The sequence below is a fragment of the Pseudomonas sp. ADAK18 genome, assembly GCF_012935695.1.
GTDB lineage: Bacteria > Pseudomonadota > Gammaproteobacteria > Pseudomonadales > Pseudomonadaceae > Aquipseudomonas.
In genome coordinates, this window is record NZ_CP052859.1 from 2,369,239 (window position 1) to 2,396,183 (window position 26,945).

23 protein-coding genes are annotated in these 26,945 nt (G+C 58.1%); 12 read left to right on the forward strand and 11 right to left on the reverse strand.

What is annotated here, in order from left to right; all coding sequences use genetic code 11:
* Positions 1-34: 34 nt before the first annotated feature.
* The gene (locus HKK55_RS10640) at positions 35-3,697 is read right to left on the reverse strand and encodes a hypothetical protein (RefSeq protein WP_169354625.1); all 3,663 of its coding nucleotides are present in this window, start codon (positions 3,695-3,697) and stop codon (positions 35-37) included.
* A 197-nt stretch (positions 3,698-3,894) separates the two neighbouring features.
* Positions 3,895-5,238 (reverse strand): CDP-diacylglycerol--serine O-phosphatidyltransferase, encoded by a 1,344-nt coding sequence (gene pssA / locus HKK55_RS10645; protein WP_169354626.1) that lies wholly within the window; start codon positions 5,236-5,238, stop codon positions 3,895-3,897.
* Between the two features lie 124 nt (positions 5,239-5,362).
* Here pssA and HKK55_RS10650 point away from each other — a divergent pair, with 124 nt between their 5' ends.
* A complete protein-coding gene (locus tag HKK55_RS10650; RefSeq protein ID WP_169354627.1) occupies positions 5,363-5,926 on the forward strand; it encodes a TetR/AcrR family transcriptional regulator in 564 nt (187 codons plus the stop codon).
* Positions 5,927-5,974: 48 nt separating this feature from the next.
* Entirely contained in the window at positions 5,975-6,454 is a 480-nt protein-coding gene (locus tag HKK55_RS10655; protein WP_169354628.1) for a nuclear transport factor 2 family protein, read from the forward strand.
* Positions 6,455-6,542: 88 nt separating this feature from the next.
* Here HKK55_RS10655 and HKK55_RS10660 read toward each other — a convergent pair whose 3' ends face one another.
* Both HKK55_RS10660 and HKK55_RS10665 read right to left on the reverse strand, forming a co-directional pair.
* On the reverse strand, positions 6,543-7,703 hold the full coding sequence (locus tag HKK55_RS10660; RefSeq protein WP_169354629.1) for a PQQ-dependent sugar dehydrogenase: 1,161 nt from the start codon (positions 7,701-7,703) through the stop codon (positions 6,543-6,545).
* A gap of 46 nt (positions 7,704-7,749) precedes the next feature.
* Positions 7,750-8,067 (reverse strand): hypothetical protein, encoded by a 318-nt coding sequence (locus HKK55_RS10665; protein ID WP_169354630.1) that lies wholly within the window; start codon positions 8,065-8,067, stop codon positions 7,750-7,752.
* A 213-nt stretch (positions 8,068-8,280) separates the two neighbouring features.
* Here HKK55_RS10665 and HKK55_RS10670 point away from each other — a divergent pair, with 213 nt between their 5' ends.
* A complete protein-coding gene (locus tag HKK55_RS10670; RefSeq protein ID WP_169354631.1) occupies positions 8,281-9,117 on the forward strand; it encodes a Ku protein in 837 nt (278 codons plus the stop codon).
* Between the two features lie 24 nt (positions 9,118-9,141).
* Positions 9,142-11,628: a DNA ligase D gene (ligD, locus tag HKK55_RS10675; RefSeq protein ID WP_169354632.1), complete on the forward strand. Its 2,487-nt coding sequence runs from the start codon at positions 9,142-9,144 to the stop codon at positions 11,626-11,628.
* Between the two features lie 16 nt (positions 11,629-11,644).
* Here the strand turns inward: ligD and lpxO are convergent, their stop codons facing one another.
* Positions 11,645-12,544: a lipid A hydroxylase LpxO gene (lpxO, locus tag HKK55_RS10680; RefSeq protein ID WP_169354633.1), complete on the reverse strand. Its 900-nt coding sequence runs from the start codon at positions 12,542-12,544 to the stop codon at positions 11,645-11,647.
* A 277-nt stretch (positions 12,545-12,821) separates the two neighbouring features.
* Entirely contained in the window at positions 12,822-14,165 is a 1,344-nt protein-coding gene (locus HKK55_RS10685; protein WP_178128839.1) for an LPS O-antigen chain length determinant protein WzzB, read from the reverse strand.
* A gap of 384 nt (positions 14,166-14,549) precedes the next feature.
* Here HKK55_RS10685 and HKK55_RS10690 point away from each other — a divergent pair, with 384 nt between their 5' ends.
* On the forward strand, positions 14,550-14,978 hold the full coding sequence (locus HKK55_RS10690; RefSeq protein ID WP_169354635.1) for a TIGR03067 domain-containing protein: 429 nt from the start codon (positions 14,550-14,552) through the stop codon (positions 14,976-14,978).
* On the opposite strand, the gene HKK55_RS10695 is transcribed toward HKK55_RS10690, so the two are convergent.
* Positions 14,962-15,774: a class I SAM-dependent methyltransferase gene (locus HKK55_RS10695; RefSeq protein ID WP_169354636.1), complete on the reverse strand. Its 813-nt coding sequence runs from the start codon at positions 15,772-15,774 to the stop codon at positions 14,962-14,964. The genes HKK55_RS10690 and HKK55_RS10695 overlap by 17 nt on opposite strands.
* A 458-nt stretch (positions 15,775-16,232) precedes the next feature.
* Between HKK55_RS10695 and HKK55_RS10700 the strand changes: the two genes are divergently transcribed.
* Together HKK55_RS10700 and HKK55_RS10705 are read left to right on the forward strand one after the other, a co-directional pair.
* Positions 16,233-17,822: an ABC-F family ATPase gene (locus tag HKK55_RS10700; RefSeq protein WP_169354637.1), complete on the forward strand. Its 1,590-nt coding sequence runs from the start codon at positions 16,233-16,235 to the stop codon at positions 17,820-17,822.
* A gap of 163 nt (positions 17,823-17,985) precedes the next feature.
* Positions 17,986-19,170 carry an MFS transporter gene (locus HKK55_RS10705; RefSeq protein WP_237151340.1) on the forward strand — a complete coding sequence of 395 codons (1,185 nt, stop codon included), beginning with the start codon at positions 17,986-17,988 and terminating at the stop codon, positions 19,168-19,170.
* On the opposite strand, the gene HKK55_RS10710 is transcribed toward HKK55_RS10705, so the two are convergent.
* Together HKK55_RS10710 and HKK55_RS10715 are read right to left on the reverse strand one after the other, a co-directional pair.
* Positions 19,164-20,201: a dienelactone hydrolase gene (locus HKK55_RS10710; protein ID WP_169354639.1), complete on the reverse strand. Its 1,038-nt coding sequence runs from the start codon at positions 20,199-20,201 to the stop codon at positions 19,164-19,166. The genes HKK55_RS10705 and HKK55_RS10710 overlap by 7 nt on opposite strands.
* A gap of 228 nt (positions 20,202-20,429) precedes the next feature.
* Complete coding sequence (locus HKK55_RS10715) at positions 20,430-21,041, reverse strand: FMN-dependent NADH-azoreductase (protein ID WP_169354640.1); 612 nt, start codon at positions 21,039-21,041, stop codon at positions 20,430-20,432.
* Positions 21,042-21,167: 126 nt separating this feature from the next.
* Between HKK55_RS10715 and HKK55_RS10720 the strand changes: the two genes are divergently transcribed.
* Complete coding sequence (locus HKK55_RS10720; RefSeq protein ID WP_169354641.1) at positions 21,168-22,076, forward strand: LysR substrate-binding domain-containing protein; 909 nt, start codon at positions 21,168-21,170, stop codon at positions 22,074-22,076.
* 11 nt (positions 22,077-22,087) lie between these two features.
* The gene (locus HKK55_RS10725; protein ID WP_169357829.1) at positions 22,088-22,444 is read left to right on the forward strand and encodes an MmcQ/YjbR family DNA-binding protein; all 357 of its coding nucleotides are present in this window, start codon (positions 22,088-22,090) and stop codon (positions 22,442-22,444) included.
* On the opposite strand, the gene HKK55_RS10730 is transcribed toward HKK55_RS10725, so the two are convergent.
* Both HKK55_RS10730 and HKK55_RS10735 read right to left on the reverse strand, forming a co-directional pair.
* Positions 22,427-22,810 carry a DUF1294 domain-containing protein gene (locus HKK55_RS10730; protein WP_169354642.1) on the reverse strand — a complete coding sequence of 128 codons (384 nt, stop codon included), beginning with the start codon at positions 22,808-22,810 and terminating at the stop codon, positions 22,427-22,429. The genes HKK55_RS10725 and HKK55_RS10730 overlap by 18 nt on opposite strands.
* Positions 22,811-22,815: 5 nt before the next feature.
* Positions 22,816-23,646, reverse strand: a complete 831-nt coding sequence (locus HKK55_RS10735; RefSeq protein ID WP_169354643.1) for an undecaprenyl-diphosphate phosphatase — start codon at positions 23,644-23,646, stop codon at positions 22,816-22,818.
* Between the two features lie 254 nt (positions 23,647-23,900).
* On the opposite strand from HKK55_RS10735, the gene HKK55_RS10740 reads away from it, so the two are divergent.
* The 3 genes from HKK55_RS10740 (at position 23,901) to HKK55_RS10750 (ending at position 26,933) form a co-directional block, all read left to right on the forward strand.
* Positions 23,901-25,535 (forward strand): methyl-accepting chemotaxis protein, encoded by a 1,635-nt coding sequence (locus HKK55_RS10740; RefSeq protein WP_169354644.1) that lies wholly within the window; start codon positions 23,901-23,903, stop codon positions 25,533-25,535.
* Between the two features lie 289 nt (positions 25,536-25,824).
* Entirely contained in the window at positions 25,825-26,040 is a 216-nt protein-coding gene (locus HKK55_RS10745; protein ID WP_336604609.1) for a type VI secretion system contractile sheath small subunit, read from the forward strand.
* Positions 26,041-26,219: 179 nt separating this feature from the next.
* Complete coding sequence (locus HKK55_RS10750) at positions 26,220-26,933, forward strand: HPP family protein (protein ID WP_169357831.1); 714 nt, start codon at positions 26,220-26,222, stop codon at positions 26,931-26,933.
* Positions 26,934-26,945 lie beyond the last annotated feature (12 nt).

Below are 26,945 nucleotides of genomic sequence, written 5' to 3' on the forward strand. Positions count from 1 at the left end.
TCGCCCGAACAACCGGGCGAGCGACGGGAACACCTCAGGCGCTTACCCTGGGTGGTGAATAGTCCCGCAGGGGCGGTCCGAAAGGCTCGCCACTGCGTGGATCCACCGAGTACCAGTGCCCGTTGTACTGACGGGGCTGCGCCCTATCCAACTGGCCCGGTGTGCCGACCACCGGTCGGTCGACGAGCTTCGTGTCACCGTCACTCAGTCCGGCGGCGACCATTAGGTAGCAGCGCAACTTCTCTTCAGCGCTCAGCAAATGCGGCCCTACTTTTCCAAGCCGCACTGAACCACCCGCAATCAGTCTGGGCAATTTATCCAAGCCTTTGACCGCGGCATTGACCATCTGCGAGTAACCATCCAGTGGATTCATCGCGGCGCTGCCAAAGAGCACAGTCTCCTTCGCAAAATCAAACGCCCTGTCGCTGAAGCTAATCCCAGGCTTTGCCCAGGCGGCCTTGGGTGCAAGGGGGCTGACGCTGGGCCTGAGCTTGCCAATAAGCCCGGCTACCGGGGCAGGTCCCAACGCTTTTGCCGAACGAATGAGAGCCCGCGCGCGGCCCGCCGCACCGATCGCCACACCGGCCAGATCCAGCGTCAGGTAAAACATTCCACGGCCGATATTGCCGTCGGCAAACTCCTGATAAGCCCCCACGAACGGCACCAGCCCAACCAGCAAACTATGGTCCCGAGCAATGGCCTCCCGTCGCTCCTCCAATGGAAGTTGCTCTCTGGCGCGTTCAAGCATTGTGTTTTGGGCTTCGGGGAAGTTGCCCGCGACAAGGCTGCTGACAATGCTCGCAGTCTTTTTCGAGGTATACGTATCTGGAGCAAAGCTATTGAGCCCTTGGTTGCCAGGCAAGACCCGCGCCTCAAAGGTGCTCCCCAGTTTCTCGATGATGATCTTCGAGGATCTGGCCTTGGGCCGGGGCTCCGATCCCTTTGTATAAGCGTCGAAATCAAACCCCACCACGTGACCTCGCCGAACATAAAGGTTGGTGCTGCCATTGGGCACCACCAGTTTCTCCCTTTGAACGACACCGTTGAGGGTCAGCACCTCGGGCAGGTCGGTTCGACGGATGATTTTGCCCTTGGCAAAGATTTCGTAGTAACGAACCTGGTTGTCATGCTCCACCCGCATCAGCGTACCTTGGCGCCCGCGACTGGCCTCTCGTTGCGCTTGGATTTCGTTTCCCAGGGTTTCATCCGTCTCCCCCCTGAGAGTGAACAACTCGACCTTGCCCAACTCCAAGGCCCGGCGGTCCATCAGGGGCAGCTCGGCAATCATCAATTTGAGTTTAGTGGCATAGGCTCCCTGCAGGCTTTTGTAATGATCATCCACCTTCTTTTCGAGCAAACCGCCCAGCTCTGGCAGGCGGCGCAGGCGCCTGTCCAGATCCGCGCGTTTGTCTGCCGCCGCCTGAGGCCCACGGTATGACTGATAGGGCGTAGCAGGCTTGCTACGGCCCGTCGGTGCAACCATATCCTGGGTCAGCGCCCATTTGCCCGGGGTCAGGTCACCCGTCATGTAGGTCTCGATGATCGAGCGGGTGCGAGGCTCGGAAACACTCATGTTTCTACGCGCCTGATCGTCGGCGATCTGCACGGTGGTGGTTTCCAACTGGGCAGCCGTCAAATCAGGGAAGACCCTGAGCAGTTCCTTGATGGCCAAGGTCCGTCGAGTGGGCAGCGCACTAGCCGCTGCGGTGAAGGCTGCACTGGCATCCCCACGCTGCTTGAAGAAGGCCTTGGTCGCGTCCTGAATATCCGCTTGGGAGTAAGCACCGTTGCGTCGTTGACGTACCACCCCATTGAGCACACCCCAGTCGGCCATGATCCTCAGGCCATGGAGTTGCATCAGGGTCTGGTGCGCCTGGCTGACGGGGGCCAACGTGGTGAGGCCGGTTACCTGCTCTTCATTCATCACCCTGGACGTCCCGGGAGCATGGCTGTCAGCCATGGCACACCCCAGACGCAGTTCCATCCAGGCGGGCGTACCGATATGAACGGCATCAGGCACGTCCCTGACCAGAAACTCCGGCGCGGCCTGAGCCAGGCAGAGATGGGTTGCCAGGATAGCCAGCTTGGGGTCCAGGCCCTTCTTTTCCCGCAGGTGTTTCTCGATATCATCGCGCACATCGTTAAGGCTACGGCCCATATTCGCGGGTTGGTAAATCGGGTAGCCCCCCACTTCACCGGGTTTGCCGGGCATGTCGGGATCGACATGGAGTTTGATCGCCGCAATAACCAATTGCTGGCGGACTTCCTTTGATAGCCCTGGCCCGCCGCGAGCTGCGCCATACCAATTCACCGCCCTGCCCAATTGCTCCCCAAAGGCCAATGCGTCCGGGCTATTGAGCAGATTATCCAAGTGCTTGGCGGTATGGGTTCGTAGCACCTGCGGGGCCTTGCCCGCCAGCTCGATGAACCCTCGAGACTGAGTCCCGCTCAGCCGCGTTCGGGCCAAAGTGCCCAGGGTGCTTTTATCATTCTCGCTCAACTGGCCCGGCGCCCATTCCCTGCCCATCAGGCCGGCGTAATCCCCAAGGGGCGGTGCCGGAGGCAAGGAAGTTCGCAACCATTCAATGACACTACGCGTCTCACCGGCGGTGCGGGGCGAACCCAAGCCTTTGAAATCAATGAGCTGGCGCATGTCGTAGCGTCGCGTCGAGTACAGGGCGTTACCCAGTGGCTCACTGAGTTCCTGTAGGGCCGCGAACTCGCCGCTGAGGGCATCCAATCCCTCCACATAACGGGTGAAATCACGCCAGCCACCGACAGGTGTCAATTGTTCGAACTTGCCCTCCGATATCCGAAAAGGCAAACCAGGCCAACCTGCGCCCTCGTCCCTGAGCAACTCGCGCATTTGCGGCAACTCGATAAAACGCCGAAGCCGCTCGCGGGCCTCGTGGTCATCTTTGGCCAAAGGTGATCCAGGCGACAACTCGCTCGCCTGCGAGGACCAGTCGACAGGACTCCCGTCCGGCAAATCGGCAACCAATAAAGAAAGCCGCTCAGCCAGGTTCTGGCGTTCTTGCAGATCGTTGATCGTTTGCCGGGCGCAATCAAGAGCGGCATCCCGACGGACACGATCATCGGCAGGCAGGGAAAGACCATCGGTGCGCAGCCGGCTAATGAGCAAATCGACGTCTTCCTGCGAATCGGGTGCTTGCAGGTTGAAGGCGTGCATCACAACGTTGCGGGGCACCCAGTGGTCGTCATCTCCCACATAGTTCAGCCCTTGATCCGTCGGGTCCAGCAGCGCGCGAATCCCACGCAGTTTCACCGAAGCCTGCCACCATCCTGAATCGTCCGCAGCGGTGAACTTCACGGCGGTACGCATACCGTAGTTGTCGGCGTAGCCTTCAATGAAATCCTTGTGCATGTTGATCTTGGCTGTTTCCAGGCCTTTGCTTTTTATCCAGTTCTGCAGCTCAGGCTGGCTCAGCATCTGCTGGTAGATGGTCAACAACGGAGACAACGTGCTGCCCGCAGGTACTTGCACCATGGAGTATCCGCTCGTTAACGCGGTGGTCAGTCGTTCGGCGAGGATGGCATCCGCTGCGGCGCGGTCATGGGTCTCGTTGTGAGCAGAGCGTCTGATGCGTGGCATCAGTTGGGGAAGTGGTATCGATGGAAGCGGGTGAGCAGCGGCGCTCGGGAGGGTGTGCCGGGTATTGATTATTTGCATCGGCATATTCATGTCCTCTTCGGCTGAGTCCCTGAAAATAGGATCCGTGCCTCCATGAACGGTGGATGGCAGTGTATGAAGCCTACTGCCCTGCTGCCTGTAATCTCCTTCCGAAAGCATAAAGGGATGACGGAGCAGGCCCCGTCATCCCTTTACTTGCCCTGCGGTTCATTGTCCGCCGGCCGATTGGGTGGCAACCGACGTTACAGTATCCGATACAACAACCGCTCGATCCGTACGCGGCTGACTCGACGCAAGAACTTGCCAACCGCCTCCGGGTACTCCAGCAGCGTCTGCAACTGCTGATAGCGTTCGATCCGTGTGGTGTGCTGGAAAATTTCGGCGAGTTCAATTCGTCGCGGCTCCAGCCACTCACCCTTGGGATCATCGATCAACAAGCCGTTTTCCAGGTCCAGACGAAAAGCCCGTGGATTGAGGTTGTTGCCCGTGAGCAAGGTGTAGCGCTGATCGACCCACATACCCTTGAGGTGGTAGGTGTTGTCGCCGTCGTGCCACAAGTGCAGGTTCAACTGGCCGCTGTCGATCATCGACTGGTGGCGCTTGGCAAAGCGCCGCAGGCTGATTTCGTACAGGTATGGCAGTGCGGCGATCACCTTGAATGGCTCGCTGGGTGGGATGTAGAAGTCATTGGCGGTCTTGTCGCCAACGATGATGTCGATCTTCACCCCGCGCGCCAGGGCACGGTTGATTTCTCGGGTCACCGGCAACGGCAGATTGAAGTACGGGGTACAGATGGTCAGTTGATGCTGGGCGCTGGCAATCAGTTCACAGATCACCCGGCTCAGCGGGTTGTTCTTGCCGACGCCCAGCAACGGACTGACCGACAAGCTGGCGCTGGCTACGCTGCCGGCACTGGTGTCATAGGCCGCATGTTTCAGGCGACTGCGCAGGTCGCCAATGTCATTGCGCAAACTTCGGGTGCTCGGCAGGTTCGGCAGGTCCAGGCGGTGTACGGCCTTGGAGGCCACCAGGCCGTGCTCCACCAGGTGCTGCATCGAGTCGGCCAGCGCCTTGTTGTGAATCAGGTGATAGCGGTCGAAGCGGTACTTGTCGAACTTGTGCAGGTACACGTTGTTGAGGCTCGCGCCGCTGTACAGCACGCAGTCATCGATGACAAAGCCCTTGAGGTGCAGCACGCCAAACAGTTCGCGGGTTTGCACCGGTACGCCGTATACCGGTACTTCGCTGTTGTGGGACTGGGTCATGGCCTGATACCAGGCGCTGTTGCCCGGCTGCTTGCCAGCACCGATCAGGCCCCGCTGGGCCCGCAGCCAGTCGACCACCACCACGATATCCAGCTCGGGCCGCGCCGCTTTGGCAGCGTGCAAGGCATCGTATATCTCCTGCCCGGCCTCATCCTGTTGCAGGTAAAGCGCAACGATGTAGATGCGCTGGGTAGCCTGGGGGATTTTTTCCAGCAGGCAACGGCGAAACTCAGCGGCGCCGGACAGCACGCTGATGGCCTCGGGAGTGAGAGGGAAACCGCGTAGCTTGGGCAACAGGGAGCGTTTGAAGAACGACGGCATAGGGCTCGCAATAGGTCTAATCCGAAGAGTCCGAGAGCTTACACTATGGGTGCACTCAGGTCTTGTTGTTGAAATGTAAAATACCCAATTGACCAAGAAGAACGATCGTTCTACTGTGTACAGCATGAACGATATGACTAGTAACGAAACCCGCGACATCATCCTGGATGTCACCGAAAAGCTGATCTACAAAAGTGGCATCGCCGCCACTGGCATGGATCTTCTGGTGAAGACCGCCGGCGTCTCCAGAAAGAGTATCTACCGTTACTTTGCCAACAAGGACGAACTGGTGATCGCCGCCTTGCAGCGCCGCGATGAACGCTGGATGCAGTGGTTGCGCAATGAGGTGGAGCGTAGCGAAACCACGGGCGGGCGCCTGCTGGCGCTGTTCAGCGCACTCAAGGACTGGTTCGGTTCGGCCGATTTTCGCGGCTGCGCGTTCATCAACACCAGCGGAGAGACCGGCAACCCTCAGGACCCGGTACGTCTACTGGCCAAGGCCCACAAACAGAAACTGTTCGAGTACGTTCTCCAACTGTGTAAAGCACATGGCACCCCCGACCCGGAACGACAGGCCGCGCACCTGCTGATCTTGATCGATGGCTCTATTACCGTTGCCCTGATCATGGGTGATTCAACAGCTGCCGATAATGCGCAATGCATGGCGCAAACGTTATTGGGACTTTGAACCCTAGACCTCACGCAACTTTCATCTGAACTTTTCAGGAGTTGTCCTATGTCATCCAACACTGAAGTACGCCCGCCACTGCCGCCGTTCACCCGCGAGTCGGCCATTGAAAAGATCCGCCTGGCCGAAGACGGTTGGAACTCCCGAGACCCGCAACGGGTATCGCTGGCCTACACCCTGGATACGAAATGGCGCAACCGCGCCGAGTTTGCCAACAACCGCGAAGAGGCCAAGGGGTTTCTGACGCGCAAGTGGGCCAAGGAGCTCGATTATCGGCTGATCAAGGAGCTGTGGGCCTTTACCGGCAACCGGATCGCCGTGCGTTATGCCTACGAATGGCACGACGACTCCGGCAACTGGTTTCGCTCCTATGGCAATGAAAACTGGGAATTCGACGAGAATGGCCTGATGTCCAATCGTCACGCCTGCATCAATGATATGCCCATCAAGGAAACCGAGCGCAAGTTCCACTGGCCGCTGGGACGGCGCCCGGACGAGCATCCTGGGCTATCTGAGCTGGGGCTGTAGCCGCTGCCGAGGCACGAGGCTGCGATGCGTGTCCGCAGGACCGCCCTCAGCGGGGGCTGTTCCGCCGCCCATCACAGCCTCGTACCCGTCAATCCTGATTCAAGCCCACCCGATACAGCACCCCATTGTCCTCATCCGTCAGCACATACAGAAAACCATCCGGCCCTTGTCTTACATCACGGATCCGCGCCTTCAAACCACCCAACAGGCGCTCTTCGTGAATCACCTTGTCCCCGTCGAACTGCAAGCGGATCAGCTCCTGACTGACCAACGCGCCGATAAACAGGTTGTGCTGCCAGGCTTTGAAGCGATCAGCGTCGTAGAACGCCATACCACTGACACCCGGTGACTTTTCCCAGACATGGTGAGGCGGCACAGTCCCTTCGGCAGTCTTGCCCTTGGCCTCGGGAATCGGCGTCAGAGAGTAGTTGATGCCATGGGTCGCCAGCGGCCAGCCGTAGTTTTTCCCACGCTCAATGATGTTGACCTCATCACCGCCCCGTGGGCCGTGTTCGTTCTCCCACAGGGTGCCGCTCCAGGGGTTCAGCGCCGCGCCTTGAGGGTTGCGCTGGCCATAGGACCAGATCTCTGGCCTGGCCCCTTCCTGGCCGACAAAGGGGTTGTCTTCCGGCACACGGCCGTCAGGGAAGATTCGGACGACCTTGCCTTGCAGTTTGTCCAGGTCCTGGGCGGTCGGACGGTCATTGTTTTCCCCCAGAGTCACAAACAGGTAGCCATCACGGTCAAACACCAGTCGTGAACCAAAGTGATTGCCAGTGGATAGCTTGGGCTCCTGGCGCAGGATCACCTGAAAGTCCTTCAAGCCACTCAAATCATCGCTCAAGCGCCCTCGCCCCACCGCTGTCCCGGCGGTGCCACCCTCGCCGCCGCCTTCGGCGTAAGACAGGTACACCAGCCGGTCCTGTTTGAAGTCAGGTGACAGCACCACATCCAGCAAACCACCCTGCCCTTTGGCCCAGACCTTCGGCACTCCGCTCAAGGGCGCGGAGAGCTTGCCATCAGGGCTGACAAATCGCAGGTTGCCAGGAAGTTCGGTCACCAGAAAGCCTTGCTTGCCCGGCAGAAAAGCCACTGCCCAAGGATGATCCAGGCCTTTGACAATCGCAGTGGCGGTGACGCTGCCCTGTTCGCTGGGGAACTGTTGAATATCGGCAGCAGAAACGGGAAGCGCCAGGGGCAGCAATGCGCTGGCGCAGAAAGTCGCTAAAAGGGTTTTGCGTAGAAACATACCGTGGATTTCCTTGTTCTCTTTACACACTCAATCGCTGCAGCCCTCAGGGCTGGCGATTGCCATTGGCATCGCGGGTGGGCGCTTGCGGCTGAGCTGCAGGTGGCGTGGGTGACGCATCGCGCTGCGGATAACGGTTGCCGATCCCGCCATTTTCGAGGGTCGGCTGGCGAGGCACCGGGGCGATGTTGGTGCCACGAACGGTCGGGGTGTTGGGCTGCGTACCCTGCATGCTATTGGGGTTGGCCCGGTGAATAGGGCTGTTATACGGATTGTTGTTGCCAGGCAGGTTTTGTGCCTGAGCCAACGAGGTGAGTGCAAGGCCCAGCGCCAGCACTGCGAGATTGCGCATAGGGATGTTCATGACAAAGCCTCTCTGTGGCGAGTAGTACCTGCTTTGGATAACACGCTACGCCTTGGGTTCGGCTTTGGTAACTAAATAGTTCCTCATCAGGTGTAACACGATCTGTCTGAACATCTGTTGATGTGGGGGCCCGTGCCAGCCAGCCGACAGTGGAAACTTTTGCCGAATCCAGCGGGTCACCTGAAGACCTGACCCTTATAAGGAAACGACGTCATGCCACGGGCCATCTGGAAAGGCGCAATCAGTTTCGGCTTGGTTCATATCCCCGTGTCGCTGGTCTCGGCAACGTCCTCGCAGGGCGTCGACTTCGACTGGCTGGACAAACGCAGCATGGACCCGGTGGGCTATAAGCGCATCAACAAGGCCACCGGCAAGGAGGTCACCAAGGACAATATCGTCAAGGGCGTGGCCTATGAGAAAGGCCGTTATGTGGTACTCAGCGAAGACGAAATACGCTCGGCCCATCCTAAGTCGACCCAGACCATCGACATCATCGCCTTCGTCGCCAGCGACCAAATCCCCTTGCAGAACATTGATACGCCCTACTTCCTCGCGCCGGATAAACGCGGGGGAAAGGTCTATGCGTTATTACGGGAAACCCTGAAGAAAACCCAAAAAGTCGCCCTGGCCAATGTGGTGCTGCATACCAAGCAACACCTGGCTGCATTGATGCCACTGTACGCGGCCTTGGTGCTGGTGATGCTGCGTTGGCCCACCGAAGTGCGCAGCCTGGATGAGCTGGAACTGGGCGGCGATGTGACTAAGGCGACCCTGGCCAAAGGCGAGTTGGACATGGCCAAGCGTCTGGTGGAAGACATGAGCTCCTATTGGCAGCCAGAGGAGTACCGCGACAGTTTCCAGGACAAGATCATGGCGCTGGTGGCCAAGAAGGCCAAGGCCGGCAAGATTGAAGACGTGGAGTCGAGCGAGGGCGTTGAGGAACGTAAGTCAGCGGATGTCATCGACCTGACGGAGTTGCTCAAGCGCAGTCTGGCCGGCAAGCCCGCACGCAAAAAACCAATCCAAAAAAAGACCACCAAGGCCTCTTGAGCCCGCCATACGAGGTAGATCGCCATGGCTAAGCCGCTGAGTGAATACAACCGTAAGCGCGACTTCGAAATCACCGCCGAACCTTCTGGCGCCCGATCCCGTGGTAAGAACCGAGCCTCGGCCTTGAAGTTCGTGATTCAGAAGCACGACGCACGCAACCTGCACTACGACTTTCGCCTGGAGCTCGATGGCGTGCTGAAAAGTTGGGCGGTGCCCAAGGGACCGAGCCTGGACCCGAGCCAGAAACGCCTGGCGGTCCACGTTGAGGACCACCCCTTGAGCTATGGCAACTTTGAAGGAAGTATTCCAGCCGGGCAGTACGGGGCCGGTGACGTGATCGTCTGGGACCGAGGTGTCTGGCAGCCACACGACGACCCTCATAAAGCCTACGTGACCGGCAAGCTGAAATTCACCCTGATCGGCGAAAAACTGGCGGGCGATTGGGCCTTGGTGCGCACCCGCCTCAAAGGCAGCGGCGACAAGGAACAATGGCTGTTGATCAAGGAAAACGATCAGCAGGCCCGCCCGGTGGCTGACTACGATATCGTCCAGGCTGAACCGAAAAGCGTGCTGAGCGGCGAGACGGTCGGCCACATCAAAACACCTGCGCCCCCTAGAAAAGCCAAGCGCAAATCCCCAACTGCCCTACCCGATCAATTCACACCACAATTAGCAACCCTGGTAGACCGGGCACCTGCGGGCGATTGGGTGTACGAAATCAAATTCGATGGTTACCGCATCCTGGCGCGCATCCATAACGGCGAGGTACGCCTGTTCACCCGCAACGGTCATGACTGGACCGATCGCTTGCCACGCCAGACCAAGGCCCTGCAAGCACTGAAGCTAAAGGACAGCTGGCTTGACGGCGAGGTAGTCAGCCTTAACGCCGAGGGCCTGCCGGACTTCCAGGCGCTGCAAAATGCCTTTGATATCGGACGCAGCCTGGACATTGTCTATTACCTGTTTGACGCACCATTTCTCGAAGGTCGCGACCTGCGTGAGGACCCCGTCGAGAAACGGCGCGCCGCGCTCAAAGAGGTGCTCGCGCGCAGCAACAACAAATTGCTGCGCTTCTCCGAGGCCTTTGCCGCCAACCAACGCGACATTTTCGAAAGCGCCTGCGACCTGGCGCTGGAAGGTGTGATCGGCAAGCGGGCCGGCAGTCCGTATGTGTCCAGGCGCAGTGCCGACTGGATCAAGCTCAAGTGCCGTCTGCGCCAGGAGTTCGTGATTATTGGCTACACCCGCCCCCAAGGCTCGCGCAGTGGTTTTGGCGCACTGTTGTTGGCGGTAAATGATGATTCAGGCCTGGTGTATGCCGGCCGGGTAGGCACCGGCTTTGATCAGGCGTCGCTGAAAAAAATCTTCGAGCAGTTGAAACCCTTGGAACGCAACACGTCGCCGCTGGACAGCCCCCTGCCCCCCGCACAAGCCCGTGGTGTGCATTGGGTCGAGCCACAGCGGGTTGCAGAGGTGCAATTCGCCGAATGGACCCGTGAAGGTGTGGTGCGCCAAGCCACGTTTGTCGGCCTGCGCACTGACAAGCCGGTGGCGCAGATCATTCATGAGCAACCGCGTGCGGCGAAGTCACTCAACAAAACAGCCAAAACCAGCGCCACACAGGCCGGCGTCACGATCACCCACCCCGATCGGGTTATCGACCCACAAAGCGGCCTACAAAAACTGCAACTGGCGCAGTTCTATGAGGGCATCAGCGAATGGATCCTGCCACACCTGCGCCAGCGCCCCGTGTCATTACTCAGGGCCCCGGAAGGCATCGCCGGCGAGCAGTTTTTCCAAAAGCATTCCGAGCGCCTGGCCATACCCAATATCAAGCAACTGGACCAGGCCCTGGATCCGGGTCATGCCCGGCTGATGGAAATTGACCGCACGGCAGCATTGATCGGTGCCGTACAAATGGGCACGATCGAATTTCACACCTGGGGCGCCACCACGGACAAGATCGGAACGCCTGACTTGTTTGTGCTGGACCTGGACCCTGATCCGGCGCTGCCCTGGAAAACCATGCTGGAGGCGGCACAACTGACCTTGTCAGTGCTCGATGAATTGGGCCTGGAGGCGTTCGTCAAAACCAGTGGTGGTAAAGGGTTACACCTGATCGTGCCCTTGGCGCGCAAGGCTGACTGGGACACGGTCAAAGCCTTCGCCAAGGCCATTGCCCAATTCATGACGCAGCAACTGCCAGAGCGATTCACTGCGACTTCAGGACCGAAAAACCGTGTGGGGAAAATCTATCTCGACTACCTGCGCAACGCCCGTGGCGCCAGTACCGTGGCGGCCTATTCGGTACGGGCAAGGCCTGGGCTGCCGGTGTCGGTGCCTGTCAGTCGAGACGAATTGACACGCTTGCGCAGTGCCCAGCAGTGGACTGTCGATAACTTGCAGGAGCGTTTGCGGGGTTTGAAGAAAGACCCATGGGCGGGTTATGCCAATCGACAGAAGATCAGCAAGAAGATGTGGGAGCAGCTGGGGGCAATCCCACCAGGCTGACACTCCCATACAAGCCTTAGATGAGCAGAAAGATCGCCGCCAATCCGGCGAAAATCGCCCATTTTTCCAAGTAGTAGCGTGTGCGATTGCGCTTTTTCAGCTCTTTTCCACGCAGGCGAATCTTGTACAGGCGGGTAAAGGCGCGGTTCAGGGCACCCGTCTTATCGCCAGCATCATTGGGCGAGCCTGCGGCGGCCATCACGTTGCGGCTGAACCAGCGATTGAATGCCGCCGCCCAGCGATACTTCATCGGCCGTTCGATATCGCAGAACAAAATGATGCGGTTATGCGGCGTGGTGTTTTCCGCGTAGTGGATATACGTCTCGTCGAACATCACCGGCTCACCGTCGCGCCAGTAGTAACTCTCACCGTCGACATTGATGTAGCAGCCCGGATCGTTGGGTGTATCCAGGCCCAAGTGGTAACGGTAGGACCCCGCATACGGGTCACGGTGGCGCACCAGCTTGGAGCCCGGTGGCAACTCGGCGAACATCGCCGCTTTGACCGAACCGATGCTTTGCAACAGCTCGGTGGTCCGTGGGCACAGCTTCATAGCCGAAGGATGGCTGTCGCCATACCACTTCAGATAAAAACGCTTCCAGCCCGATTTGAAGAACGAGTTGAACCCCACATCGTTGTACTGATCCGAGCGCTTGATCTCCCCTGCCCGCATCAGGTTCTGGCCTTCCTGGCGGATCTCTTCCCAATGCTCCTGCAACGGGCTCAGGTCCGGGAAATCACTGGGGGATAGATAGGGGCGGCTGGGGAGCTTGGAGAACAAGTAGAGAAAGCAATTCACCGGCGCCAGGAAGGTCGAGTGATCGCTTAGCTGACGGCCCAGCTTATGTCGCACCCGGCCACGCAGGTGTACATACGCAATGGAGACAACGTAGAGAGCAACAATAATGAGTTTCAAGGTAAGTCGTCACAAGTCAGGAGAGAACAGGCTGCTCCTGCGTGCCCACGACGGCCGAGGATTGAATAAGCAGCACCTGAAATCACATTTCACAAACGGGCAACACGTCCGGTTCGGTGACAATTCGGACGTGGCCATTGGCTGCTATTTTAGCCACACTTTGTAACCAAAGGTTAACTAAGAATTGTGAAAAGGTGTCCAAACGCTTGGACCAGGCACTGCAAACAATCAAGGGCGGCAACGAGGTGGGAGGCCTTTGGCCCCCACCTGTCCCCACTTAAACCAGGGGCTGGTCATCCTTGTGATCACGCAGAGGAAGCCGATGACCATCCTCTGCTAAGCGGGGCTCGAGCTCACGTCGAGTCAGAATGAAATGGCGAGCCAACGCTGCGATGACCCCCAATACCAAACCGATCACCAGACTCAAGGTGATAACCAGGCCCTTTTTCGGCTTGATCGGGCTCAACGGCTCCTGAGCCCGGCGGTCGATTGTCACGAGCTTCAAGGTGCTCATATCGATGTTCAAGCTACGCAGCCGTGCCACTTCAGCACGCAATGGATCAACATCTTTCAGGAAGATGTCTTCATTCCCGCGCTTTTTCAGCACCTCAACCTCGCGGTTGGTATTCAGCAACTGCAATTCTTTGCCGATTTCAGCAATGCGCGGGTTGGTGAAGTCATCACTGGTGCGCTGCTGCAAGGCAGTGCGCTCGGCCTCCAACGCTTCCGTCCCCATAAAGTACAACGGAATCTTCTGGTTGTTGACCTCAGTGCGCATGACCTGACTTGAGCCGCTGCGCGACGAGTCAGCCATGGACGATGGCGTGGTAGGTTTTTTTATGCCCATGGACTTGGCAATGGAAACCGCCTCAGCCAGTTCCGCCAGACGATTGGTGCGCTCCATTTTCATCTGCAGGCGCAATGCTTTGAGTTCATCTTCCAGCTGTGCGCGCTTGAGGTTGTCACCTTCGAGCAGTTTGGCGATTTTCGACTCTTTATCGGTATCGTAGTTGGCGCGAGCGGCGTCGATCTTACCCTTGAGTTCATTGAGGCGGTTGTTGACGATTACTTTGAGGTCAGCACCGATCTGATCGCGTGCCGAGGCAAGGGCGTAATCGACGAAGCCATTGAGAATCGCCACGCCGTCAATGTTCGTGGGGTATTGCAACTCCAAACGGATATAGCTGCTCAGAGAGTCAGTTTTTTTAGGGTCCGGGAGTATCAGGTTGATTGAGTTGCGATTGAACTCTTCAAAACTCTGCTCAAGGGTCTGTCCGGGTTTCTGAAACGGCTTGAACAGTGCTTCGTTGGCTTTGAAGAAGCCTAACCGGGCTTCATAGGAGTCCAGCTCAGAACCCACCTTGGCCAGCGCGTCCGGCGGAGGCAACTTGTAGACATCGGAGCGGTTGAGTGCGTCCAGCTCGTTGATCGCTGCAGGGCGTAACACACTGCTGACCTGATACTCCCGTGGCGCCAGGAAGGCATAGCCAACCCCCACAACCCCGGCAAGAATCGTGCAACCAATGATCAGCTTTTTTTGTCGCCAGATGGATTGAAACAGTTCAAACAGGTCAACTTCGTCTGATACAGCTTGAGCTTGGAGCTGAGGAGTTTTATTCAAAATCATTGCATCCTGAAAAGTTGACGCTCAACGTCTGGAAAGCACTGTCAACCTGAGTAAATAATCAAAAAACAGGGGCAACGCCCTGAACATCGAACATGCGGGGTCTACTGATGGCTATCCGACCACTCAGTCACCAGAAAAATCCCACGCATTGCAGATTGTTTTCACAATCAGGTAAGAAAATATTCGTACTACCTGTACGAGCGTAGACGAACATCGGTCGGACATTATCCCTACGCGATGTCAAAAGTAAGTTAAATACCTGCCAGCAAAGAGAAAAAACATAGGAATAGACCCCAAATGGGAAGCCTCGCACAAAAATGCTTCAGCCAGCCTGAATCAGCACTGAACAACACGACACTCTTATCAAAAGGATTTTGTATGCCGTCTGTATCAACCCCCGAACAAATCTGCGTCAGCGAGCATGACTGGCAGCGACTCCAAGGCGCCTGGGTACAAACCGCTCTGGAGGATAGCGGCGTGCTCAACCCTGCGGATGAACACAGCGCGCCCGGTGCCGTGACTACCATTAGCGGTGACCAATTCGAAGTGGTGACACTCACCGGGGAAGTGCTACTGGCAGGCGCCTTTACCCTGGACGCCACGACGACACCCAAAACGATTATCTGGGTGGATGCAATTGGGGCTGATGCCGGCAAGCAACTGCCAGCGAGCTATCGTCTGGAAGGTGATCACTTCATCTTTATTGCTGCCGACGAAGGCATGCCAAGACCTACTCGATTCAGTACTGCCCCAGGGCAAACCATGCGCACCTTCGTGCGCAAAGCGAGCGTCACGTCGAACACTTGAGCGCCGTCAGGGTGTAGCACAAGGGCAATTGCGCCGGCTGGTGTTCATATTGGTCGTAGAGGTCCTCGCGATTGGAATGCGGATACTCTTTCAGATGACTGATCTGTAGGCCGGCCGCGAGGACGCCACCCACGATGTCCCCCATCGTATGAACGAACCAATAGGAGGCTGCCGTGGCGCCTGCGGCCTCTCCTTCGTAAACAATGGCCTCCTGCTGTATGAACGGCTCACGCTGAAAATACGAACTGACAGGCACCATCGGATTGGCAGCCTTGGGGTCAAACATCTCCAGGTACGGGTGAGTTTCATAAATCACCAGAGTGCCGCCAAGCTTGAGCGTGCGGGCGACGTGGGCCATGAACAAGCCGATGTCCGGCATCCAGTTGAGTACGCCGATGGTAATCAAGGCGAGATCAAACCGGTTGTGCAACTCTTCGGGCAATTGATGGATATCGGCTTCGATGAATTCCGGGCTGTGGGGCGACCTCTCTGCCAACTCACGAGCCTGCTGCAGGAAGGCTTCGGACTGATCCACCCCTACGACCGTTCTAGCCCCAAGGCCGAACAGCGACAAGCTTTCACGACCATTGTTGCAGCCCAGTTGCACCACGTCCTTGCCCTTCACGCCGACATCGAGCAACAAGTCGGTGAGCGTCGGGTCCAGCCGGGAGAAGCCAGCATTGCCCACGGAGTCGAGCAATGCTTGCCAACTGGCGGTGCCTTTATGATGTTTGGCGGATTCGTTCCAGGCATCCTTGTTACTGGATATCGCCTGCTTAGCTGACAGCCTGTCCATTGCATCTCCGAAGGGTCATTGCGATATGAAGAGGTCCGCCCTACACCGATAGCCTCGCCATCCTTGAACCGGTAAAGAGCCATAACTGCAGGACGAACGGACAAAAAATATTCCAGCCCCTTGAAATATTCAACTGTCATCAATGAGCGGATCAAAGAAAAGACAGCCGATGCTGTTTTTTTCGATGCAACTGCATCGTTTTTGTCGATATTTGAACGAAATTAACCGATGTCCTCCTGCCGAATGCGCCCTGCTTGCCGCCCTTGCCTTCCCCGCCATACAACTCACGCCTCACATATGCGACAATGCGCGCCAAATTCCAACATGCACCCCAATTTTCTGCTCAGCGACAGGGTTTCGCGCCTTGATATCGCTGTTGACGCATGCCCGCAGGCCCAGGTCCAGGAATGGCCCAGATGCATTCGGCGCTGCTCGCATCCCATTGATAGGTAAAGTAATTGATCTCCACAGCTAACATCACCATGCAGTTCGGCGCCAAGCCGCTCTTCGAGAACGTCTCGGTCAAGTTCGGTGCGGGCAACCGGTATGGCCTGATCGGCGCCAACGGTTGCGGCAAGTCGACCTTCATGAAAATCCTCGGCGGCGATCTGGATCCTTCCGGCGGCCAGGTCATGCTGGAGCCAAACGTGCGCCTGGGTAAACTGCGCCAGGACCAGTTCGCCTACGAAGAATTCACCGTACTCGACACCGTGATCATGGGTCACGAAGAGTTGTGGAAGGTCAAGGCCGAGCGCGACCGCATCTATTCGCTGCCGGAAATGACCGAAGCAGACGGTATGGCCGTCGCCGAACTGGAAACCGATTTCGCCGAAATGGACGGCTACACCGCCGAATCCCGTGCCGGTGAACTGCTGTTGGGCCTGGGTATCGGCATCGAACAGCACAACGGCCCGATGAGCGAAGTGTCGCCCGGCTGGAAGTTGCGGGTTTTGCTGGCTCAAGCACTGTTTTCCGATCCGGAAGTGCTGCTGCTCGACGAACCCACCAACCACTTGGACATCAACACCATCCGCTGGCTGGAAAACATTCTGACCCAGCGTTCGAGCCTGATGATCATTATCTCTCACGACCGTCACTTCCTGAACAGCGTCTGCACCCACATGGCTGACCTGGACTACGGCGAACTGCGTCTGTTCCCGGGCAACTACGACGAATACATGACCGTGGCGACCCAGTCCCGCGAGCAGTTACTGTCGGACAACGCCAAGAAGAAAGCCCAGATCTCCGAGCTGCAATCCTTCGTCAGCCGTTTCTCGGCCAACGCCTCGAAAGCCAAGCAGGCCACTTCCCGCGCCAAGGCGATCGACAAGATCCAGCTGGCCGAAGTCAAGCCGTCGAGCCGCGTCAGCCCGTTCATCCGCTTTGACCAGACCAAGAAGCTGCATCGCCAGGCGGTCATCGTCGATCGCATGGCCAAAGGCTTTGACGGCAAGACGCTGTTCAAGGACTTCAGCTTCCAGGTTGAAGCTGGCGAGCGCGTGGCGATCATCGGCCCGAACGGTATCGGCAAGACCACCTTGCTGCGCACCCTGGTCAACGAGCTGAGCCCGGACGCCGGTACCATCAAGTGGACTGAAGCGGCCGAACTGGGCTACTACGCCCAGGACCACGCTTCGGACTTCGAAGACGAGTCCAACCTGTTCGACTGGATGGGCCGCTGGACCAAGGAAGGCGAACAAGTGGTTCGCGGCACCCTGGGCCGGATGCTGTTTTCCAACGACGAGATTCTCAAGTCGGTCAAGGTGATCTCCGGTGGTGAGCAAGGCCGCATGCTGTTCGGCAAGCTGATCCTGCAAAAACCAAACGTGCTGATCATGGACGAACCGACCAACCACTTGGACATGGAATCCATCGAAGCGCTGAACCTGGCGCTGGAAAACTACCCAGGCACGCTGATCTTCGTCAGCCACGACCGTGAGTTCGTATCGTCCCTGGCCACTCGTATTATCGAGCTGAGCCCAAGTGGCGTGACCGACTTCAGCGGCACCTATGATGATTACCTGCGTAGCCAGGGTGTGGTGTTTTAAGGACAGCAACTCGCTGTTAGCCACAAATTGCAAGTGGAAGCCCCGTCCAACGTGACGGGGCTTTTTGTTTTCAGATGAGTCATTGCAAAACTAGTTAGCCTGCTTCCTTTTCCCTTCGCCTCACGCCATCATGCGCTCACCGCCCGCCCGCGAACGAGCTCCCATGCCCGCACCCCAGCCTGCCACCCCCAGCTCACTGTCGATCACCCTGCAGATCGTCTCTATCGTTTTCTACACCTTTATCGCCTTTATCTGCATCGGCCTGCCGATTGCGGTGATTCCAGGCTATGTGCATGAGCAACTGGGATTCAGTGCGGTAGTCGCCGGGATCACCATCGGTTCCCAATACCTGGCCACCCTACTCAGCCGGCCCATGGCCGGGCGCATGTCGGACACTGTCGGGACCAAACGTGCGATTGTGCTGGGCTTGAGCGGTATTTTGCTGAGCGGCGTGCTGACGTTTATCGCCACGTTGCTGGAAAGCATGCCGTTGCTGAGCCTGAGCGTGCTACTGATGGCTCGGCTGCTGCTGGGCGTGGCCCAGGGCCTGATCGGCGTCGGGACCATCAGTTGGTGCATGGGACAGGTCGGCGCGGAGCACACTGCACGCTCGATTTCCTGGAACGGAATCGCCTCCTACGGTGCCATTGCCATTGGTGCACCATTGGGGGTAGTGATGGTTGCAGAATACGGCTACACCAGCCTCGGCATCGCCCTGTCGGTGTTGGCTGGCCTGGGTCTGTTGTTGATCCGTAACAAGCCGTCCGTGCCGGTGATACGCGGCGAGCGACTACCGTTCTGGGCAGTATTCGGACGCATTGCTCCCTTTGGCGCAAGCCTGTGCCTGGCATCGATCGGCTACGGCACCCTGACCACCTTTATCACCCTCTACTACCTGAGCCGAGGCTGGACGGGGGCCGCGTACTGCCTGACGGTATTTGGTGTTTGCTTCATCCTGTCGCGGCTGCTGTTTATCTCCAGCATCAGCCGCTTCGGCGGCTTCACGTCGGCGATTGCCTGCATGACCATTGAAACCCTGGGGCTGATATTGCTGTGGCTGGCGCCGTCCACTGGACTGGCATTGGTTGGTGCCGGGCTGACTGGTTTTGGCTTATCACTGGTGTATCCGGCGCTGGGCGTAGAGGCGATCAAGCAGGTGCCCAACAGCAGCCGGGGCGCCGGATTGAGTGCCTATGCGGTGTTTTTCGACCTGGCCCTGGCGATTGCCGGACCGTTGATGGGCGCCGTGGCGCTGAACCTTGGGTATTCGTGGATCTTCTTCTGCGCAGCATTGCTCTCGGTCACCGGTCTAGGCCTGACCCTGCTGCTCAAGCGCCGGGCCTACTGATCGGCGGTCTGCATGCCTGCCCGCGTTTCCTGGCCGAGGGTGTGACTGAAAAAGCGCCCAGCCTCGGAAATCAGGTCACGGTGAATGCCCTCGCGGTCGACACCATCAGCATCGGTGCACACGGCTGGCATGGCCGCCAGTTGATCGTTATCGCACGGTGCCATGAAGATGAAGTGCCCTGCCCCCGCCAACAGTTTGAAGTCCGGTGGTTCCGGCAGCTTGCGTGCCAGGGCGGCGGCGTTCTTGTCCACCGCCACCAGCTTGTCGCCGTCGCCGCTGTACAGCAGTACCGGCACATGCACGTCTGACAGGGTGTGGCGACCGAACATCAGGCTCAAAGGTGCCATCAGCATCAAGGCATGGATCCGAGGATCGGCCTTGGGCTGCAAGTCATCACGATCGACAATCAACTCACCCTTGGTGGTACACGCATCACTGTCTTCCGGGCGCTGCTGGCAATAACGCCGCAACCGATCCAGGTCAGGTTTGGCGCCCGCCAGGATCAGCGCTGTTTCTCCGCCCGCCGAGTAGCCGATGACGCCCACCTGATCAACGTTGACGAACGGTGACAGCATCGGGTCGCCCAGGGTGGCGGTGATCGCTTCGGAAATTTGGATCGGCCGACCGTACAAATTGCTCAAGGTGCCCAGCCGGCTGTGGTCCTTGTAGTTGTCGCCGGGATGCAATACCGCCACCACTACAAACCCCTTGCGCGCCAGGGAGGTCGCCAGGTCATGCAAGGCCAGCGGCGTACCGGTGTTGCCATGGGACAACATCAGCATCGGAAAGCGGCCGATGGCAACCTTGGAGTCTTCAGTAGCTGCAATGTGATAAGCGCCCACCTGAGTGGAGTGCTCGCGGCCGGTGGAAGGATAAAAGGCAATCGCCTTCATCGGCTGCAAATCCAGCGGATCGAGAAAGCTCATGCGATGAAAGCCCACACTCCAATGAGGGTGCGGCGCGGGCGCGGCGTGCACTGAAACCAGGCCGCCGAGCAATGAAAGAACCAAAACTGCACAAAGACGCATCATGGGGATGTCCACCTTTGCTGCCTGACCGCCTGCGTGTCTGTTGCAATTCCCATGGGGTATGGCGCTCGAACGGGGTGATAAACCCATGCGTGCATAACCTGGGCCAAATTAAAGACTGCGCGTAAACGAAAAAACTCCGTACTCCGGTCGCTTTCAGGCTACCAGAATACAGAGTTTAGGCGCCTCGAATCAGATTGATATCGAGGTGCGATGAACTTTACACAAGTCTTACGCAGCGGCGAACAATTGCTCGCTGATTTGCACGTTGGCATCGCTCATGGCTTTGCTGCGGAACTCGTCACCGTAGGCCAGGCCATGGGCCCGAACGAACTCGATGTCGGTGATACCGAGGAAGCCCAGCAGCACTTTCAGGTAGTCTTCATGCGCCACACCAGTGGCTTGGCCTGCGTGCAAACCGCCAGAGGTGGAGACCACAATCACCTTCTTGTTGCCACACAGGCCTTCAGGACCGGCTTCGGTATAGCGGAAGGTCTGGCCCGCCACCGCGATGCGGTCGATCCAGGCTTTGAGCTGGGTCGGGATGGTGAAGTTGTACATCGGTGCTGCCAGGACCACAGCATCGGCGGCGAGGAATTCGGCCAGGGTCTGCGCGCTCAGGTCGGCTTCGTGCTTTTGCACGGCATTGCGCAATTCAGCGGCCGTGCCGAGGGCACCCAAGGTAGCACCGGAGAAGTGACTGATGCCTTCACTGGCCAGGTCACGGTAGGTAACTTCTACGCCCGGCTCAGCGGCTTGCCAGGCCTTGACCACGCCGGCGCTCAACTGACGGGAAGCAGAGTTGTCACCAAGGATGCTGGAATCGATATGCAAGAGTTTCATGGGGGATCTCCAAGTGAGGACCGCCACCGGGCGATCAATTGCTGATAATCCTACAGATGAAACCAATAGCCGATTAGTCGGTTAAAATGCGATAGTTCGTTCCACTGACAGGACAATAGGCCGATCATGCAAGATCTCAATGACCTTTACTATTTCGCCAAAGTGGTAGAAGCCGGGGGCTTTGCCGCCGCCGGACGGCTGCTGGGGATCCCCAAGTCACGGCTGTCCCGGCGCATTGCCGAACTGGAGGAACGCCTTGGCGCGCGACTGCTGCAACGCACCACCCGACAACTGACCCTGACCGCCGTCGGCGAACGTTACCTGCGCCATTGCCAGGCGATGCTGCTGGAAGCGGAGATGGCAGATGAGGCTGTCGCCAGCATGTCCAGCCAGCCACGCGGACGCCTGCGAGTGAGCTGCCCGGTTGGCCTGGCCCATGAGACCCTGCCGGGCATGGTGGCCGACTTTCTGGCGACCTATCCGCAGGTCCAGTTGGAAATGATACTGGTCAATCGTCGCGTCGATCTGATCGGCGAAGGCGTTGATGTTGCGCTGCGGGTACGGGAGTTGGGGGATGAAGACCCGTTGCTGGTGACTCGCCGACTGCGCCAGGCGCAAACCGTGCTGGTGGCCAGTCCTGACTTTGTGCGAGAGCATCCGGTCAACGCGCCGCATGACCTCAAAGGGATACCCGTCCTCGGCGCGCTGGAGCCCGACCGATTGGTTCATTTGCGCATGCTCGGCCCCAACGAACAAACCTGTGACCTGGCACTGGAAGCCCGATTGGGTATTGACGACTTTCTCGTGCGCCGCACCAGTGCCCTCGCCGGCCTGGGCTGCACGGTGCTGCCGATGATGTATTGCGAACAGGAACTGCAAAGTGGTCAGCTCGTGCAACTGCTACCCGAATGGTCGCTGCCAGGCGGCTGGCTGCAGGCGGTCTACCCTCATCGACGCGGGGTATTGCCGGCGATACGGGCCTGGATCGACTTCCTGGATCAAGCGTTCAAAGGGTGCGGAGACCGACTGATATGAGCACAAAAAAGATGAGTGAGGAGGATGTCGCCCGCTTCTGCCTGGATTTGCCCGGTGCACGGGAGGACTATAAATGGGGCGGCGTCCGGGTGTTCTCGATTGCCACAAATAAGATGTTTGCCCTACAGAACCTGCGGGGCGAGTCCCTGGCGTTCAAGGTCGACAAGGAACTGTTCCTGGGGCATGTGGATCGCCCCGGCATTCATCCGGCGCCTTATCTGGCACGTGCGCAGTGGATCATTATGAATACGCCCTACCCGCTGGGCGCCGAAGAACTGCGTGGCCTGTTGCAACGCTCTCACCAACTGGTGGTGAACAAACTGCCCAAGCGCACACAGGTTGGCCTGCTTCTAGAACAACGACAGTAGCGTGCCGCCCAGAAACAGCTGATCGATCCAGAACACCTGGTGCAGCAGCACGATCAGCCAGAACACCACCTGGTACGACACTTTGCGGGTCTTGTGGCGAAACACTTGCTGGGCAATCAATGCGCCCGGCCAGCCGCCCGCCAGCTCCACCGCATGCAGGACGTTTTCCGGGGTGCGCCAACTGTCCTCGCGGGCCTTACGCTTGTCACTCCAATACAGGAAAAACGCCACGACGCTGACCGTGCCATAAGCCACCAGTGGAATCAACGAAACCCCGCGATACCAAAGCAATGCCGAGCCGAACAACGGCACGGCACACAACAGCACGAACACCAGGGCCTTCAAACGTGGATGCTGGATGTTCATGGTCTTCACGCCTTGACTGCCGCCCATTCAACCCAGCCGAACTGCCAGGTCGCCAGAATCACCAGGCCAAAGGCAATACGATACCAGGCGAATGCCGCATAGCTGTGGCTGGCGATGAACTTGAGCAGGCCCTTGACCGCAATCATCGCGAAGATGAACGAGGTGACAAATCCAATGGCGAACACCGGCAGGTCATCGGGCTGGAACAGGTGACGGTATTTGTAGCCCGAATAGACCGCAGCACCGACCATGGTTGGCATCGCCAGGAAGAACGAAAACTCGGTAGCGGTCTTGCGCGACAGACCAAACAGCAGACCGCCAATGATTGTGGCGCCGGAGCGGGAGGTGCCTGGAATCATCGCCAGACACTGGGCAAAACCCACCTTGAGGGCATCTTTCCAGGTGATCTCATCGACAGTTTCGGCGTGTACTTCATGCTGCCGGCGCTCAGCCCACAGCATGATGATGCCGCCCACCACCAGCGCCGTGGCCACGGTGATCGGGTTGAACAGGTAGTGCTTGATCAGATCGGCAAAAATCACTCCCAACACCACCGCTGGCAAGACGGCGATCAGCAGGTTAAGGGTGAACCGTTGGGCATTGCGCTGGGTGGGCAAGCCGACAACCACATCAAGAATCTTGCGTCGAAACTCCCAGACCACGGCCAGGATGGCGCCCAGTTGGATGATGATATTAAACGCTTCAAATCGCTCGCCACCGAAACCGATCAAGTCGGCGACGATAATCTGGTGACCGGTACTGGAGATCGGTAAAAACTCCGTCAGTCCTTCGACAACGCCAAGTATCAATGCCTGTGCGGCAGTCCAAAGATCCATGCTTCCCCCATGAGGTCATGTCTGCTGCATGCCTCGTTGATATTTCTTAGTGGTTCACTAACGAAGAGTGCACTGAAAACCAGCGCAAAAAAAATCAACACCGAACTGCGAAAATTCCGTGAAAAATCAGGCAGGACTCAGGTTTTTTGATTCCGGGCCGAAAGCCTATCAGACAAGCTCGTTTTTCGCTTTGCGATATTGAAATACAGATGGATGCAGCACCAAAAACTATAAGAACACGGAGTGATTGGACCATGAACAGTTTGCGCACCATGTCGATCAGCCGCCGCCTTTGGCTGATCCTGATCGTCGCCGTATTGATGCTGCTGACGCTGGGCCTGCTGATGCTCAAGCAGGTCCATGACGGCCTTTATCAGGCCAAGAGCCAACAAACCCAACACGTGGTGCAGACCGCCAATGGGGTCCTGGCCTACTACCATGCCCTGGAAACCACGGGCGTTCTGACTCGCGACGCTGCGCAAAAACAAGCCTTGAGAGTGGTGCGCGGCCTGCGTTATGACCACGACGATTACTTCTGGATCAACGACCTGACGCCGGTGATGATCATGCACGCGGCCAACCCTAAGCTTGACGGCCAGAACCTGTCGGCCATTCGCGACCCAGACGGTTTTGCAGTGTTCAATGAGTTTGTCATCCTGGCCAAGGCCAAGGGCGCCGGGATCGTCAACTATCGCTGGCCGAAACCGGGAGCCGACGCGCCGGTAGAAAAGACCTCCTATATCCAGTTATTCGAACCCTGGGGCTGGATCATCGGCTCCGGCGTCTACGTCGATGACGTACAAGCCGAATTTCGCGGTCAGGTATGGAAAGCCTCGGCGATTGGCGTGGGGATTGCCGTGATCATGGCCCTGCTGGTGGTGCTGATCGCCCGCAGTATCGTGCGTCCACTGCAAGAGGCGGTTAACGCCATGGCCAATATCGCCAGCGGCGAAAGTGACCTGACCCGTAGCCTCGACACTCATGGCCAGGACGAAGTCACCCAACTAGCCCAGCACTTCAATAGCTTCACCGCCAAGTTGCGCCAGGTGGTTGGGCAGTTGCAGAGCTGCGCCAATGCCCTGGGCCAGTCGTCCGCAGAGTTGGGCAGCAATGCCAGCCAGGCCCATGACCGCAGCCAGCAGCAGTCCCAGCAAATGGAACTGGTGGCCACGGCTATCAACGAGGTCACCTATGGTGTACAGGACGTCGCCAAGAACGCCGAGCACGCCGCCAGCGAAATGCGCGACGCTCAAGCCCAGGCTGAGCAAGGCCAAGTCAATATCGACGGCAGCCTGAGGCAGATCGATCAGTTGTCCAGCACCATCAACCAGGCCGTGGAGGTGATCCGCACTCTGTCCAGCGAAAGCACCCAGATCGGTGGTGTGCTGGAAGTGATACGTTCCATCGCCGACCAGACCAACCTGCTGGCCCTCAATGCCGCCATCGAGGCGGCACGCGCCGGTGAACAAGGCCGCGGTTTTGCAGTGGTCGCCGATGAGGTGCGATTGTTGGCCCAACGTACGCAAAAATCCACCGCTGAAATCCAGTCCATGATCGAGCGCCTGCAAGGCCACTCGGAGGCGGCGGTCAAGGTGATCAGCGACAGCCACCAGGCTTCGCAGTTGACTATCGAGCAAGCAGGCCAGGCCGGGGCCAGCCTGAACGCGATCGGCCAGGCTTTGCGCAATCTCAATGGATTGAATGCTTCGATTGCCAGCGCCACTTTGCAACAGGCCCACGTGGTGGAAGATATCAACCAGAACGTCACACAGGCGGCCGGGCTTTCCCACAGCACCGCGTTGGCGGCTCAACAGTCCAGCGAGGCGAGTACGCATTTGAAAGACCTGAGCGAGCAATTAGATGGGTTGTTGCGCCAGTTCAAGGTATGAGCGTACGCCTACCTAAAGGCATAGGTATCTGCACAACGCTTGATGCGTCGGTCATATCCGTTGCGGTCAAACTCAACTTCAAAGAAAGCTCCTACACTGCTATCCGTAACTGCCTGTATCAATCACCCTTCCTGCATTTGGATCCCAATTGTAGACTCTCCTCTCACCTCATCTAATTAATCAACACCCGTAGTCTGAATTCGGCGCAGAGCCTTCTCACTCTGCGCTGCGATTGCCGGGCCGACTGTTAATACCTATAAAAACGCCATAAAAAGTAGAGGAACGTTTCGTGTCCGATGATCAATTACCCGACCCTGCCCACCTCGGCTACATACCCATCCCCGTTCCGGACATGGACCGATTGATGGAACTGCGTGATGCACTGGTAGCGCTGAAAGGACCGTTGGCCAACGATCCTGGGTGGCGAGAAAATCTTCATAAGCGGCTGTTCAACGCCGACACTGCTGAGCAGGTTCTGGGAAAGCTCAGCAGCGCCCTCTCCTGAACGACCTGACTGCAAAATTAATGCATTTAACCTGCATTAATATGCATTAGCGGTGAATCGAACAGATCGGCACACTGCGCCGGTTCCTCCCCCAAATGCAGGAACTTTCGAAGGGCTTTCCGGGAAACCAGATGAGCCCTTCTTTTTTGCCCGTTTTTTATCGCCTGGATCGTCTTTCAATGCTTGCTCGCTGGTTACCCGCTGCTATCAACACCCGTCCCGCCGAATGGAGTCGTGCCGCCCTGGGCATGGCCTTGGGCACTCTGCTCAGCGTCTGGGTCTGTGCCCAGGTGTTTGGAATGGATGTCGCCTTGCATCTGGTTGGTCCTCTTGGAGCCTCGGCGGTGCTGCTGTTTGCCGTATCGTCTGGGGCGTTGGCCCAACCTTGGTCGATCATCGGCAGCTATTTATGTGCAGGTGTGATTGCGCTGCTGGTGGCACGGGTCCTGGGGCGAACACTGGGCAGTGCGTGCCTGGCCGCCGGCATGGCGCTGATCCTGATGTGCTGGCTGCGCTGCCTGCACCCGCCGGCCGGGGCGCTGGCGCTGACGCTGGTACTGGCGGATCCAGCGACCATCGCCTTGCAATGGTGGGAAATCGGGCCGGTGATGCTCGGCGCCGGTACGTTGCTGCTGACGGCCCTTGCCTATAACAATTTGACGCGCACCCGCTACCCTAAAGGCGCAGTTGAACCCACAGCGCAGGCCTTCGTATCCACGTCGGCGGAAAATCCTGCGATCTGCGCCGACGATCTGAAACTGGCGCTGGAAGAAATGGAGCAGTTCTTTGACGTCACCCCCCAGGAGTTGGAACAACTGATCCAGGCCAGTGAACGTCATGCCCGTCGCAGGAGCATCGGCGCCGTGCTGGCAAGTGCGCCTGAGCGCCGTTAGCCCGGAAAAAGC